At 49.9% G+C, this 15,396-nt stretch carries 8 protein-coding genes and 1 pseudogene; 8 read left to right on the plus strand and 1 reads right to left on the minus strand.

Annotation, left to right across the window (positions count from 1 at the left end; all coding sequences use genetic code 11):
- Positions 1-4 precede the first annotated feature (4 nt).
- The 8 genes and pseudogenes from CVU71_13130 (at position 5) to CVU71_13165 (ending at position 14,300) form a co-directional block, all read left to right on the plus strand.
- Positions 5-1,573 (plus strand): bifunctional ADP-dependent NAD(P)H-hydrate dehydratase/NAD(P)H-hydrate epimerase, encoded by a 1,569-nt coding sequence (locus CVU71_13130; GenBank protein PKN18433.1) that lies wholly within the window; start codon positions 5-7, stop codon positions 1,571-1,573.
- Positions 1,574-2,000: 427 nt separating this feature from the next.
- Positions 2,001-3,542 carry a hypothetical protein gene (locus tag CVU71_13135; protein ID PKN18434.1) on the plus strand — a complete coding sequence of 514 codons (1,542 nt, stop codon included), beginning with the start codon at positions 2,001-2,003 and terminating at the stop codon, positions 3,540-3,542.
- Positions 3,543-4,023: 481 nt separating this feature from the next.
- Positions 4,024-7,362 (plus strand): hypothetical protein, encoded by a 3,339-nt coding sequence (locus CVU71_13140; GenBank protein ID PKN18435.1) that lies wholly within the window; start codon positions 4,024-4,026, stop codon positions 7,360-7,362.
- Positions 7,363-7,396: 34 nt separating this feature from the next.
- Complete coding sequence (locus tag CVU71_13145) at positions 7,397-7,924, plus strand: 4-vinyl reductase (GenBank protein PKN18436.1); 528 nt, start codon at positions 7,397-7,399, stop codon at positions 7,922-7,924.
- Positions 7,925-7,936: 12 nt separating this feature from the next.
- A pseudogene (locus CVU71_13150) lies at positions 7,937-9,988 on the plus strand (hypothetical protein).
- Positions 9,989-10,726: 738 nt separating this feature from the next.
- Positions 10,727-11,167, plus strand: a complete 441-nt coding sequence (locus tag CVU71_13155; GenBank protein PKN18437.1) for a hypothetical protein — start codon at positions 10,727-10,729, stop codon at positions 11,165-11,167.
- A 63-nt stretch (positions 11,168-11,230) separates the two neighbouring features.
- Complete coding sequence (locus tag CVU71_13160; protein ID PKN18438.1) at positions 11,231-12,373, plus strand: two-component system response regulator; 1,143 nt, start codon at positions 11,231-11,233, stop codon at positions 12,371-12,373.
- 319 nt (positions 12,374-12,692) lie between these two features.
- Positions 12,693-14,300 carry a hypothetical protein gene (locus CVU71_13165; protein PKN18439.1) on the plus strand — a complete coding sequence of 536 codons (1,608 nt, stop codon included), beginning with the start codon at positions 12,693-12,695 and terminating at the stop codon, positions 14,298-14,300.
- A 50-nt stretch (positions 14,301-14,350) separates the two neighbouring features.
- Here CVU71_13165 and CVU71_13170 read toward each other — a convergent pair whose 3' ends face one another.
- A complete protein-coding gene (locus tag CVU71_13170; protein PKN18440.1) occupies positions 14,351-15,325 on the minus strand; it encodes an octaprenyl diphosphate synthase in 975 nt (324 codons plus the stop codon).
- Between the last annotated feature and the right edge of the window lie 71 nt (positions 15,326-15,396).

Consider the following 15,396-nt stretch of genomic DNA (forward strand, 5'->3'; position numbering starts at 1 on the left):
AATCATGAAACTGGCCACCGTGGAACAAATGCGAAAAATGGATCGTTACGCGATCGAAAAACTGGGAATTGCCGAAGAAATTTTGATGGAAAACGCGGCGCTGGCATCGGTTGCGCTGCTTGCGAAGGCATTCGGCATTCGCGGCAGGAAATTTGTGATTTTCTGCGGCGCGGGTAATAACGGCGGCGACGGACTGGCTGTGGCGCGCCTGATAATGTCCGCAGGAGGCCAGTCAAAAGTCCTGCTGACGGCTTCTCCCAAGAAATACAGCGGCGCGGCTAAAACGAATTACGATATTCTTTGCAACCTGTCCGGCGATATTCAACTGTTAACCAGAGCCGATGAAGCCAGAGCAGACATCTTTCACTGTGATGCCGTTGTGGATGCGATTTTTGGCACGGGACTGGACCGCGATGTCAAGGGGTTGGCTGCGGATGTCATTGCGCTCATTAATGGATGCGGCCGGCCTGTTTTGAGCCTGGACATCCCCTCCGGCATTTCCGGCGATACGGGAAGGGTGATGGGTGTTGCCGTCAGGGCTTCGCATACGCTTGCTTTCGGATTGCCGAAAATCGGCAATCTGCTTTATCCCGGCTATGAACATTGCGGCGTCCTTTCCGTGACGCACATTTCTTTCCCGCCGTCACTTTATGACCGCGCCGATCTGACAGTGGAAACCAATGACAGGGTTTTGCTGCCGCCCCGGTCCGTCGAAGCCTACAAAGGCTTAATGGGCGATGTTTTATTTATTGCCGGCGGCGCCAACTACTTCGGCGCACCGTATTTTTCCGCCATGTCTTTTTTGAAAGCGGGCGGCGGCTATGCAAGGCTGGCCGCTCCGGCGTCGATTATTCCTTTTATCGCGCAGTCCGGCCGTGAAATCGTTTATCTCCCGCAGCGGGAAACCGCAACGTTCAGCTTGTCGCTCAAGTCCAAACCGGAATTGCTTGCTCTGGCGGACAAGGCCGACATGGTGGTAATCGGTCCGGGGCTTTCTTTGCAGGATGAAACAACAAAACTGGTCCGCGAGCTGTCTTCGGTCATTGCAAAACCGCTGTTGATTGACGGAGACGGTTTAACGGCCATTGCCGAGCGGCCGGAGATATTACTCAAAAGAAAAGCGGCAACGATTCTGACGCCTCACGCGGGTGAAATGGCGCGTCTGGCGCGCAAAACCGTAGCCGAGGTGAATGCCGATAAAATCAGTATTTTACGGGAGACGGCTGCAAAGATGAACGCTACGGTTGTTTTCAAAGGCGCGCATTCGCTGATCGGCCTTGCGGACGGCCGGGTGTATGTCAATTTAAGCGGCAATCCGGGCATGGCGACGGCCGGAAGCGGCGACGTCCTGACCGGCTGCATTGCGGCCATGCATGGTCTGGGTTTAAGTCCGGAACTGGCAACACGCAAAGGTGTTTTTCTGCACGGCTATGCCGGAAACCTGGCCGCCGCACAGAAAGGCGAAGACGGCATCGTCGCGACGGATATCCTGGAACAAATGCCTGCGGCATTAAAGGATGATCGCGCCTGCGCGGTGGCTGAGAAATATTTTGCGCCGCCTGTCATCTTGTAGAGATTAAAAAAATATTTTTAGTGACGTATGCCTTCCGGAATAAAGCGATCCAGAATTTCAGAGGGCATACTTTCTTTAATCCGTTACAAACAGTATTAACGACCCATACCAAGCGCAAGGTGCACCGTCCGCGTTTAAGACCAAGATTTTCTTGACACATCAGGCCGCGTTCCCTATACTCAATTTTATATAAAGAAGGTTTTATTAAATTCGGGCTGTCCAGGTAAGATGTCTGCCGGGTCAGCGCCAGTCTCGATGCTTATGGGAATATTCTGCGCTATGATTTTTCTGATGATGTCTTCACACCGGATAATTTTTTTTCCGGTCGCGTATAAAAAAGGAAGCGTCCGGCGGCTTCTTGAAATATACTTTCATCATCACAACGAAAATCAATTTTGAGCACGAATAAATGAGGAGCTGATCCGCAGTGGAAGATATCTTGTCACTTCAGTCCAGGGTAGAAGAGCTGACAACAGAAAACGAACAACTTAAACAAATCCTTGCCATGGGTGATACCCTCTGCATGGAGCGGAACCTGGAAAAGCTGCTCCCCATGATGATGAAGGAAATCTCATCCCTCCTTGCTGCGGATCGCAGCACCCTTTTTCTTGTCGATTGGGAGCGCAGGGAACTCTGGACAAAATTTGCCGAAGGCCTGGACAACGACCGCATTCGCATCGGAATGAAAATGGGCCTGGTCGGATTGTGCGTCATCACGAAAAAGATTGTCAATGTCGCTTACGCCTATGATTCTCCTTATTTCAACAGGGAAATCGACGAGCGGACGGGATTCCGTACGGAAAGCGTTCTTTGTGCCCCCGTTTTCAATCAACACCAGGAGATCATCGGCGCGGTGGAATTCCTCAACAAAAGAAGCGGGGTTTTCACCAAGGAGGATGAAGAAAAGGTAACCCAATTTGCGGACGGCCTTAAAGCCTGTGATTGTCATCTGGCAGCAAACCTCGACAGGACTAAAGATACCGTCCGAGCGTTTCGCGATGACCTGAAGTGCGCGCGGTGCGCCCTGTTTCTTCTCAATCGTAAAAACGGTGAAATTCGTTCCGCGTTTGCCGATGCTATCGAAGGCTGGGATATCCTTTTGAATCTGAATCTGGGCATTGCCGGACTTGTGGCGCTCACCGCCGAAGAAATCATTATACCCGACGTCTATCAGGACGACCGCTTCGACCGAAGCGTCGATGAACAAACGGGATACAGGACGCGGTGTTTGTTGTGTGTGCCGTTAAAGACCATGTCGGGGGAAATCCTCGGGGTCATCGAGGTCATGAACAAAAAAAACGGCATCTTCACCACGGCCGACATGGAGCACCTGAAATCCCTGTCTTCCTATCTCAGCATGTTTCTGGAAAATGCCATTCTCTTCAATGAACAGACAAGGCAGTTCCGGAGCGTGCTGGAAGTTCTGGCCGCATCCATTGATGCCAAGGACTCAATGACGGCGGGCCATTCATCCCGTGTTGCCGAATTTACCGTGGGCATTGCGTCGGAGTTGGGGTTCAACGAAGACGACATCGATACGCTCAACGTGGCGGCTCTCCTCCATGATTACGGAAAGCTCGGAACAGACGACCATATCCTGAAAAAACCGGGGCGCTTGACTCCGGACGAGTATGAACATATCAAAGAGCATGTCGTCAATACGAGAAATATCCTGAACAAGATGACGTTCAGCCGGAAGTACAAAGCCGTTCCGCTCCTGGCGGCAAGACACCATGAACGCCTTGACGGCAGCGGCTATGCGGAAGGATTGACGGCGGCGGAAATTCCTTTCATGTCCCGGATTATCGCCGTTGCCGATGTGTTTGAAGCCCTGACCGCCCAGAGACACTATCGCGGCCCCCTTTCCGTCAAAGAGGCCTTCGAGATTCTCGATCAGGATATCGGAACGAAATTTGACGGCAACGTCGTTCGCGCCCTGAAATCGTACTACAAAAAAAATCATGCTTAAAAAAACGAGACGGATGAAACAATATCTGACGGAGCCATACTCTGTTCAATCTATACGTCTGCCCTATCTTTCCGCAGCATGCAGCGCCTTTGAATATTGGAAGTGATTCAGTTTCTTCCTGAAACATTTTGACCCTTCTTCGATATTACGATAGTTGAAATACACTGCTCACAGGATGGTGAAGCATATATGCGGATTGTTAAAAGGCAGATTCAATCGGTTCTGCTTTATACGTTCACAGCAAAATTTAGAAATACAACCCGTCTAATGCGGCGTCTACCCTGCCGCTTTAATGAAAAGACCTCCATTTTAAAAAGGTTATTAGTTGACATGTCCCATGGGTTACAGTAAAATCAAGACGGTGCAAAGCGGGTATCTGTCGATCATCAATACTTCCTTAAATATGGAATAACCAGTAATTTAAACTTTCATGAGAGAATTTGGTTAGTGCAGATGTTTTTCAACCCGAGGACTTTTGACCATGCCCAGATTTCATTTCACCAAGAATAGATTTCTCGCAACGATCTTTTGCGCTTTTGTCATCCTGACTGCCGCCGGGTGGTTTTTTACCGGTTCCCTTGTAGAAATGGCAACACGCACCGTGAAAGAAGATGTTCACGATGCAAACCTCATCATATCTCTCAATCTGATCAATGAATTAAAGAAAATTCAAAACGCGGCGGTGGCTATTGCCGGATCCCCCCTAACCCTTCCCGTTTTGCAGGTCAATGTCCCTGAGAATCTTGAAAAGGTAAACAACATATTGGATCGATATCACAAATCTTTGGATGCGGCTGCCTGCTATCTCATCAATGATGAAGGATTAACGCTGGCATCTTCCAACCGGAATGCAAAAGACAGTTTTGTGGGGCAGAATTATACATTCCGGCCCTATTTCCAACAGGCGATAAAAGGGGATGTGTCCCAACACTTCGCTTTCGGTACCGTATCGAAGAAACGCGGAATATTCGCCAGTGCTCCCGTCAAGGATAAAAAAAGAAATATAGTTGGAGTTGTGGTCATAAAAAAAGAAGTCGAGGATATTGAGGCCAGTCTCAAACAATATATCTGGTTTCTGGTGGACAAAAACGGCATTATCTTTATGTCTTCACAGCCGGATGCACGCCTGAAAAGTCTATGGCCACTGGATAATCAGCAGCAGCAAAAAATTATTTCTTCCAAACAATACGGACCTGGACCATTCTCACCCATCATGCCCAGACAATTCCAGCGCGGGGAGGAGGTAAGTTTTAAAGGGGGGAAATATCTTGCGGAGCAGGTTGCCACACCCTATGAGGGTGTTTCCGTAGTCCTTCTCTGGCCAACGGCGCAGATAACCAATTATCTTTGGTTCGGCATTATTCTGACCCTGCTGACCATCTTATTGACAATAAGTTTTCTTACGGCACTTTACATATTCACTCAATCTAATTTAAGAATGAAGAAGCTGCTCAAAGAGAGCCAGTCTCAAGCATCGGCCCTGGCTGCTTCCGAGCAGCAACTCATGGTCCGCAGAGACGAACTGGAGGAACAGAAGGAACTGCTGGCTCAAACAGAGGAACGCAGCCGTTTGATCCTGGCCTCAATGAGTGAAGGGATCTTTGGTATGGGCAATGACGGCAGGGTCACATTCATCAATCCTGCCGTGAGCACGATCCTCGGCTATACAGAAGAAGAAATGCTCGGGAAATTGATGCATACGGAAGTTCATCATACTTATCCCGACGGGTCGGAATTCCCACGTCTGCAATGCCCCATGTATCTGACTTCCCAGGATGGCAAGGCCCGTACCGTGGACAATGAGGTTTTCTGGCGCAAAGACGGTGCGGCTGTCCCAGTGGAATATTCAACAACACCGGTATGGAAAAACGGCCAGGTAGTAGCGACTGTCGTTTCGTTTCACGACATCACCGAGCGCAGACGGGCCGAAGGCCTCAAGGTGGATAAGGAGGTTGCCGAAGAGGCTGCCGAGCGCGCCGAACGGGCCAGGCAAGAGGCAGAACGCATCCAAAAGGAATTAACAGTCAAGCTTCTGGAGATAGAACGATTTAACCGGCTGTCATTAGGTCGCGAAGAACGAATTATCGAACTTAAGAAACAAGTGAATGCCCTGTCAATCAAGGCAGGCGAAAAGCCTTTTTATCAGGAACACGAATTAACCGGGGGAATGGATGAAGAATTAGTGTTGACAGACTCAGTCATTCCGGAGCCTGAGCAGTCGGATATTAACCGGAACTCTTTGGCTGAAATGCTCAACGTGGAGCAGTTTCAGCGGCTGCTGACGGATTTTTGCGAATCAGTAGGCATAGCCTCTGCGATCATCGATTTGAAAGGTGAAGTTCTGGTTGCAGCGCGTTGGCAGAGAGCCTGTACCGATTACCATAGGGTCAACGAAAAGACCTGCACACGCTGCATAGAAAGTGACACTGAACTTGCCCTTAATCTCAACGCAGGCAAGCCATTTTCCGTTTACCGCTGCAAAAACGGGTTAACCGACGCTGCCTCGCCTATCATCGTTGAGGGCAAACATATTGCCAATACCTTTGTGGGGCAGTTTTTCACCAGTCCCCCTGATATGGATTATTTCCGGCGCCAGGCCGAGGAGTGTGGTCTGGATACAGACCAGTATCTGGCAGCCATCAGAGATGTTCCGGTTGTCGCTGAAAACAAACTCCAGCCGGTGCTGGGATTCCTCGTAGGCGTAGCGCAAACAGTAGCTGCCATGTCCATGGAGCGTACCCGGGCCAGACAGGCAGAAATATTTGTGGCCAGACAGATAGATGCGATCAAACGTGAACGTGCCTCCGCCATGAGCTTGGCCGAGGATGCCAACGATGCCCGTAGAGAGCTTGAACGATACAAGGATAATCTGGAGCTGCTTGTCCGGGAGCGTACCGATGAACTGAGCATGAGTGAGGAACGCAGCAACCTGATCCTTGTTTCGGTACAGGAAGGTATCTGGGGCCTGGATACAGAAGGCAAGACGACATTTGTCAACCGGGCGGCATTGGGTATGCTGGGTTATACGGAAGAGGAAGTGATCGGCAAACCGATGCATGATCTCGTCCACTATGCCTATACGGATGGATCGACGTATCCGCGGGAAGAATGTCATATGTATAAGACCTTCGCAGACGGCAGATCACGCACCATTACCAATGAGGTCCTCTGGCACAAAAACGGTTCAAGTTTCCCGGTGGAATACACGACAACTCCGATACAAAAAGAAGGAAATCTTGTAGGCACGGTAGTCACCTTCCACGACATTACCGAGCGCAGACAAGCGGAAGAATCGATGCTGGAGGCAAAAAACAGAACAGACGCCATACTGGGGGCATCAACCAATGGCATTGTTACGATCAATGAAAAAGGTATTATTGAAACATTCAATCCCGCCGCGGAAAGAATATTCGGTTATGCATTGGATGAAATAGCGGGGAGGAATGTATCTTTATTGATGCCTGATGAACATGCGGATAGGCACGACATCTATTTGAATAATTACTTAACAACTGGAATTAAGAAAGTCATCGGAAAACGCGTAGAAATTACAGCGAAAAGGAAAAATGGTGAACTCTTTCCTGCAGAAATAGGAATCAGCGAAGTTTTTCTAAAAGACACCAAACTCTTTACCGCTATTATCAGTGATATTACCGAAAGAAGAATGGCAGAAAAGGAATTAAAAGAACGTATGGATGAGTTGGAGCGGTTCAGCCGGCTGACCATCAACCGCGAGGAGAAAATGATTCAGCTCAAGGAGGAAATCAACAGCCTACTGGAGAAGATTGGCCAGGAAAAAAAGTATAAGATTGTAGAATAACCTAATTGCCGACCTGATTAAAAAGGAGGAACTTATGTTCAAAGAGGAAAGAGACGCTTCGATGTTTGACTGGAGTATGATCGGGAATATTACGGAGGGACGTCCCAATCTCGGCAACACCATGGATGTGGCGGTCTATCGTCTCATGCAGTTTACTTTGCGGGATGTAATTATTCAGGAATTCGACACGGCAACGGCAGAGAGAATTTATTTTAGGGCCGGGGAACTGGCGGGCCGGGAACTGTTCAAGAATGTAATCACCCAGAAGACTGATTTCGGCGCCTTTGTGAAAGAATTGCAGGATGTTCTGTCTGCGCTGAAGATCGGCATCCTGAGAGTGGAAAAAGCGGACATGGCAAAGATGGAATTCACGCTGACCGTTGCCGAGGATCTGGATTGTTCAGGGCTGCCGGTCTCAGATGAGACGATATGCACTTATGATGAAGGCTTTATCAGCGGATTGCTATTTGGGTTTTCCGGGAAAAAATTCTCGGTCAAAGAGGTTGATTGCTGGTGTTCGGGTGACAGGGTTTGCCGCTTTGCAGTAAAACCGGACGCTTAAGGATATCATAAAATGATCCAGGTCAGTGAAAGCGATATCGATAAGATCACGGAAGTCTTCTATACGATCCTCAAAGGCAAGAAGCCCGCGCCGATTGTGCTGCCCGATGATTATCCGGACAATGAAATCCTTCAAGCCGTTGGTTATATCAACAAATTTATTGCTGAATATAATCAAATGACTGAATTTGGCTATCATCTTGGGCGCGGAGAGATCAATGTTGAGCCGCCGCGGGGAAACATGATCATCTTCCAATCGCTAAAGGCGCTGCATGCCAGCCTGAGAAACCTGACCTGGACCACCAAACAGGTTGCCGCCGGTGATTTCAATCAGAAAGTCAGCTTTATGGGTGAGTTTTCCGAGGCCTTCAACAGCATGACAGAGCAGTTGCAAACCTACTTTCAGGAACGAAACAGAAAAACGGACGAGCTGCAGAATCAAATAGGAGAGATGGACAAAGCGCGAAAGGCGATGTTAAATCTCATGGAAGATCTTGACGTGGCCAGACAGGAAGCCGACTCCGCCGCCCAAGCCAAGGCGGATTTTCTGGCCAACATGAGTCACGAGATCCGCACGCCCATGAATGCCATTATCGGATTTTCCAACCTGGCGATGAAGACGGAACTGGACAGGAAGCAGCGCGACTACCTCAGCAAGATTCAGCAGTCGGGAAAGCATTTGCTCGGGATCATCAATGACATCCTTGATTTTTCCAAGATCGAAGCCGGCAAACTGTCTGTTGAGCAGACGGAATTTGAACTGGAGAAAGTTCTGGAGAATGTTTCCAATCTCATTTCCGAAAAGACGGCCGCCAAAGGGTTGGAACTGGTGTTCTGCGTTGAGAAAGGAACATCCAATTATCTTGTGGGAGATCCTCTCAGGCTGGGGCAAATCCTGGTCAATTATGCCAATAACGCCGTCAAGTTCACGGAACAGGGCGAGATTGTCGTTTCCGTCAAGGTCGTTGAAGAGACCGACCATGACGGCCTTTTCCGCTTTGACGTCCGGGATACGGGCATTGGCTTGACGGAAGAACAAATCGGCAAGCTGTTTCAGTCATTCCAGCAGGCGGACATGTCCACTTCCCGGAAGTATGGCGGAACCGGACTGGGTCTGGCCATCTCCAAGAAACTCGCTAACCTGATGGGCGGCGACGTGGGAGTGGAAAGTGAATACGGCAAAGGCAGCACCTTCTGGTTTACAGCGCGCCTGGGCAAGGGAATCGCCAAAGCGAGAAAATTCGTACCCGATCCCGATTTGCGCGGGCGGCGGATCCTGGTTGTGGATGATAACGAGATGAGCCGCGTGGTCCTCGGAGACATGCTGACCTCGATGACCTTCGAGGTGCATGATGTTGCTTCCGGCAAGGCGGCGCTGGAAGAGATCCGCAAAGCTGCTGAAACAGGCAAACCCTATGAGATCATATTGCTTGATTGGCGGATGCCCGAAATGGACGGCATTGAAACAGCCAGGGCGATCAGGGAATTGCCCCTGAGACCCTTTCCGCATATGGTCATGGTCACGGCTTATGGACGCGAGGAGGTATTGAAAGAGGCGGCCCTGGCCGGTCTGGAAGATGTGTTGATGAAGCCGGTGAGCGCCTCAACCATGTTTGATACTCTGATCCAGGTTTTAGGCGGATCCCATGAAGAAAGAAGAGATGACGGCCAGCAGACAACGGTATTAACAGATAATCTTGCAGCCATTAAGGGGGCATCCATTCTGCTGGCGGAAGATAATGAATTCAACCAGCAGCTCGCCATGGAATTGCTTGCCGATGCCGGCGTCGAAGTTGATCTGGCCGTGGATGGTCAACAGGCACTGGAGATGTTGAGTAAAAAAACCTACGAACTGGTGCTGATGGATATGCAGATGCCGGTCATGGACGGTGTTACTGCGACACAGGAAATACGCAAGCGGGAATGTTTCAAGGATCTGCCGGTTGTGGCCATGACAGCAAACGTCATGGCCGAAGACATTGATAAGTGCTACAAGGCGGGTATGAATGACCATATCGGCAAGCCCATCGACCCTGATGAGCTTTTCGGCAAATTGTTGAAATGGATCAAGCCGCGCGAAATCCGCCACGTTCAGGAGCCAGTGCAAAAATCAGCTGCCGGCAAAATACCAGCAGAGGCAGGTGAAAAAAAGCAAGACGATCTGCCCGATATTCCCGGGCTGGATACCAGTCTCGGTTTGAAGAGGGTTGCGGGCAAGAAAGACTTCTACCTTACCATGCTGAAGAAGTACATTGACAACCAGAGTGAAATGCCGGCGCAGATTCGTCAGAGTCTGGAGGCAGGGGACTACGCGACGGCGGAGCGTCTGGCCCATACGGCCAAAGGAGTAAGCGGAAACATCGGCGCCACAAAACTGCAGGAACTGGCGGCCCGGGTGGAGAAGGCAGTCAAGGATGGCGAGAACCGCGACGTGATTGAAGGCTTGCTGGGGCCTTTTGCTGATGCCCATACCCTGCTGATTACGGGGTTGAAGGAGACTTTGCCGGTCCGGGAATCCGGTGAGAAACCGGACGGGTTGGCAGTCCCGGTGGACCATGAGCAGGGCATTGCGGCCTGCAAGGCACTGGCGGAATTGTTGAGCAACGACGATAGCGAAGCGTTGGACCTGCTGGATGAGCGAAGTGAGTTCCTGAGGGGTATCCTGGGGGCGAATGAATTCAGGTCCATTGAGAAGGCCTTGAAGGATTATGATTTTGAAAAAGCTCTGGCACTTCTCAGAGCCCGGGCGAAAAAGGTTAATATCGAACTGTGATCAATAAAATTGTTGAGAGGAATAGCGCCCATGAATGATTCCAGCAATGAGCATAAGCCGACCATCCTTGTTGTCGATGATACTCCCGATAACCTCACGCTGATCACTTCGTTACTCAGGGATCTCTATCGGGTGAAAATTGCCGTAAGCGGGAAAAAAGCCCTGCAGATCGCCTTTTCCGGAGAACGCCCCGACCTTATCCTCCTCGATATTATGATGCCGGAGGTGGATGGCTATGAGGTCTGCCGTCAGTTAAAGGGGGATTCGGAAACCAGGGACATCCCCGTCATCTTCCTTACCGCCAAAACAGAGATTGAGGATGAGGTGAAAGGTTTTGAATTCGGGGCTGCGGATTACATAACCAAACCAATTAGTCCGCCCATTCTTCTTGCGCGAGTCCGTACCCACCTGAAGTTGAAAAGAATGACCGACTATTTGAAAAGTAAAATGGACGAGGCAGACTTGTGGTAAAAGTGGAGAATTGAATACGGAACACCCGGATGAATAATGAAAACCAATATAAAGGAGAAGGGCATGGCCAATACAAACACTTATATTGAAAAACCGACGGTACTGGTTGTCGATGATACGCCGGACAACCTGACCCTGATGAGCGGGTTGCTCAAGGATAAGTATAAAGTCAAGATCGCCAACAATGGTGAGCGGGCCCTGAAGGTTGTCATGACCGGTACGCCGCCGGACATCATTCTCCTGGATATCATGATGCCGGTCATGGACGGCTATGAGACCTGCCGGCATCTGAAAGAAAATCCGGAAACCAGAGATATTCCTGTTATCTTTCTAACCGCCAAAGTAGAAGTCGAGGACGAAATGAAGGGCTTTGAACTCGGGGCCGTGGATTACATCACCAAGCCGATCAGCCCGCCTATTGTTCTGGCCCGGGTGCACACCCACCTGCAGTTGAAAAGGGTTCGTGATTATTTGAAGGATCAGAATGAATTTCTGGAGGAGGAGGTGCAAAAACGTACCCAGGAGGTTGTTGCCGTCCAGGAGGTGACCATACTGGCGATGGCATCGCTTGCGGAAACCCGAGACAACGATACGGGGAATCACATTCGCAGGACTCAGTTCTATATCCGGGCTCTGGCGGAAAAGCTTCGTCATCACGAACGTTTCCGTCATCTCCTCAATGACGACAAAATCATTGACTTGCTGTTCAAATCAGCTCCATTGCATGACATCGGCAAAGTCGGCATTCCTGATAATATTCTCCTCAAGCCGGGACGTTTTACGCAGGAAGAATTCGAAATCATGAAAACACATTGCAAGCTGGGCCGCGATGCGATCATCGCTGCTGAACGACGACTGGGATTGGAGCTGCCTTTTCTTTCCCTGGCTAAGGAAATCGCGTATACCCATCAGGAAAAATGGGACGGCACCGGTTACCCTGAAGGTTTATCGGGAGATGACATACCGATATCCGGCCGTCTGATGGCCATTGCGGACGTCTATGATGCCTTGATCTGCCGCCGCGTGTATAAAGAAGGTATGCCGCACGCCAAAGCTGTCGATATAATCGTTCAGAGTAAGGGAACTCATTTTGATCCGGACATGGTGGATGCCTTTGTGGAAATTGCCGAAGAATTTATCGAGATAGCAAAGCGTTATGAAGACACAGATCATGATCTCGGAATAGATGCAAAACGTCCGGCATGATTTCCAAAGAAGCCATTTTTCCCGGTTGTAGACGATTTTGAGTCCGTGCATAACATTGCGGCGAAACATTTAGGTTCTTTTGGAATTTCAAACGTTCTGAAAGCGGACAACAGGTATTGCTATACTTATTCAGGCAAGTTGCCCACCTTGGCGCAACAAGGCAAAATCGAAATGACGACTGCACAGTAAAAATGAGACGGACATTATCGTTATGCTGCTGCGTACCTCTGTAATGGAGTGAGCCGGCTCATTATTGTAAAATGAAAGGAAATTAATTTTTTAACGTTTTCTTTCGCGCAATGTCAAAGATTGCGAATAGATGAGGATTAAAATGGCGGAGACAATTGGCGAGATGGAGAAAACGACCGTTCTGATCGTTGATGATTCACCAGATGATCTTGCTCTGATCAGCGTGTTGCTCAAAGATCTGTATGAGGTTAAAATTGCCAATAGCGGCGGACAGGCTTTAAAAGTCGCCATGCGCGGTAAAACGCCCGACATCATTCTGCTTGACATCATGATGCCGGGCATGGATGGTTATGAGACCTGCCGCCTTTTAAAGGCAACTCCGGAAACGTTAAATATCCCGGTCATTTTTCTGACCGCTAAAACTGATATTGAGGATGAGATGAAGGGCTTCGAACTTGGCGCGGTGGATTACATCACCAAACCAATCAGCCCGCCTATTGTCCTGGCTCGCGTGAAAACCCATCTGCAGTTGAAGCGGGTGCAAGACTACCTGCAGGACAAAAGTGCCTTTTTGGAAGAAGAAGTGCAGCGGCGCACAAAGGTGATTGCGCGGACGGAAGGTGCACTGAAAGAGTCCGAAGCGCGCTACAGGCAGTTATTCGACACAAGCCCCGACGGCATAGTCCTCGTCGGGCCTGACGGGTGTATCCTGCAGGCAAACATCGCGCAGGGACAAATGTATCGTTATGACCCGCCAAGTGATCTGATTGGTGTCCATGCGACGCAGTTAGTCGCCCTGTCTTCCAGGGACTATTCCGTGCAAATCATGCGGCGCCGTCTGAACGGCGAGGATATTCAGCCTGTTGAGTATGAGCTGGTTCGGAAAGACGGAACTACATTCTTCGGAGAGATTTCGGCGACGATCCTGCGGAAATCAGACGGCACGGTTTCAGGTTACATTTGCGTCACACACGATATAACAGACCGCAGACGGGCGAAAGAAGAGATTGAGGCACTCAATGCTGAACTCGAACAGCGCGTCCTCAAACGCACCGCTCAGTTGGAGGCAGTCAATAAAGAGCTGGAGTCTTTCAGTTATTCCGTTTCGCACGACCTGAGGGCCCCCCTGCGCGCAATCGACGGGTTCAGTGAGACGCTCCTGGAAGATTATGGACAGATGCTGGATGATCAGGGGAGGGACTATTTGGATCGGGTACGCCGCGCCGCGCAGCATATGGGACGTCTGATTGAAGATCTGCTGAAGTTATCGAGAATAACAAGAATGGAATTTCAAGGCGAAAAAGTCGATTTGAGCGCGCTGGTCAGGTCTGTTGCTGAGATGTGCCGTCAGAATAATCCCCGGCAGGTTGTTGATTTGCTTATTCAGGAAGGCGTCGTCGTGTGGGGAGACAGCAATCTGTTGCGGATTGCCATTACGAACCTGCTGGACAATGCCTGGAAGTTCACCAGTCATACTACCCATCCCCGGATCGAGTTCGGCGTAACCGTGAAAGACGGTAAGGCTGTTCATTATATCCAGGACAACGGTGCGGGTTTCGATATGGCTAATATCAATAAGCTCTTCGATGCCTTTCAACGTTTCCACAGCGCCAATGAATTCCCGGGTACGGGCATTGGTCTGGCCACGGTGAAGCGAATTATGGATCTTCATGGCGGCCGGATATGGGCCGAAAGTGAGATACACAAGGGAGCCACGTTCTTCTTGACTTTGCCGTGATAATGTTGTGGAGGGAAAACGCAAACCGCAATCAGTGACTATCTTGTAAACTAAATTTTTCGCGACAAAATATATTCCGCGACGGCGTGAAGATGTTCTTTTTCAGGGCCGTCGGCAAAGACTTTTAATCCGTCTTTTGCTTCCCGGATGAACTGCTCCGCGCGCTGAAGCGAATAGTCAATGCCGCCGGATTTTTGTATTAAGGCGAATATGTCCCGTATGGCATCCGTGGAAAAAGCTTTCTTCTCAATGGTTGTTTTAATCATGTCTTGTTCAGATTTGGTGCATTTTGTTATCGTGTATATGAGCGGCAGCGTCATTTTGCCCTCTTCCAGATCCTTGCCGATGGATTTGCCGAAATCTTCTTCCTTGGCCATGTAGTCCAGCGTGTCGTCGGTGATCTGAAAGGCCATGCCGATTTTGTAGCCGTATTGCTCCAGGGCTTTGGCCTTTTCACCGGACGCGCCGCCCAGCACCGCTCCGCTTCCGCAGGCGGCGGAAATGAGCACGGCGGTTTTCTTCTCGACAATGCTCAGATATTCCGCTTCCGTAAGGCTGGTATCGCCGCATTTCATCAATTGAAAGACTTCGCCCTCGGACATGATATTGGTCATCTTCGACATGATCTGAACAATGGCAATATCGCCGATTTCGGACAAAAGCTTGAAGGCCTTGGAATACAAGAAGTCGCCGACCAGGACGCTGGCCGCGTTTCCCCAGACATTGTTGGCGGAGGTTTTGCCCCGGCGGATAACCGCCTCATCGATCACGTCATCATGCAGAAGGCTGGCGGTATGAATGAATTCAATGGAAGCCGCAAGCGGGAAACGGTGCTCTCCCGAATATCCGCAAAGTCCGGAGCTGATCAAATGCAACAGAGGACGGAAGCGTTTGCCGCCGCTGTCAATCAGGTGATGGGCGACTTCCGGGATCATTTTCACATCGGACGTGATATAGCGGTCGAGATGAAGCTCGATTTGGCGCATCTCATCAGCATAGGCGGCGAAGACATCGGATATTTGCATAACACTATTGACCCCGAAAATATTTGGACGAACTATATGGGAAACGGATAAGAATTGTCAAATAAGATTTA

The organism is Deltaproteobacteria bacterium HGW-Deltaproteobacteria-6 (genome assembly GCA_002840435.1).
GTDB lineage: Bacteria > Desulfobacterota > Syntrophia > Syntrophales > Smithellaceae > UBA8904.

Excerpts from the sequence above, each read along its gene's own strand:
- CVU71_13155 (PKN18437.1), top strand. The coding sequence starts at position 10,727 with ATGAATGATTCCAGCAATGAGCATAAGCCGACCATCCTTGTTGTCGAT.
- CVU71_13160 (PKN18438.1), top strand. The coding sequence starts at position 11,231 with ATGGCCAATACAAACACTTATATTGAAAAACCGACGGTACTGGTTGTC.
- CVU71_13130 (PKN18433.1), top strand. The coding sequence starts at position 5 with ATGAAACTGGCCACCGTGGAACAAATGCGAAAAATGGATCGTTACGCG.
- CVU71_13165 (PKN18439.1), top strand. The coding sequence starts at position 12,693 with ATGAGGATTAAAATGGCGGAGACAATTGGCGAGATGGAGAAAACGACC.
- CVU71_13145 (PKN18436.1), top strand. The coding sequence starts at position 7,397 with ATGTTCAAAGAGGAAAGAGACGCTTCGATGTTTGACTGGAGTATGATC.
- CVU71_13170 (PKN18440.1), bottom strand. The coding sequence starts at position 15,325 with ATGCAAATATCCGATGTCTTCGCCGCCTATGCTGATGAGATGCGCCAA.
- CVU71_13140 (PKN18435.1), top strand. The coding sequence starts at position 4,024 with ATGCCCAGATTTCATTTCACCAAGAATAGATTTCTCGCAACGATCTTT.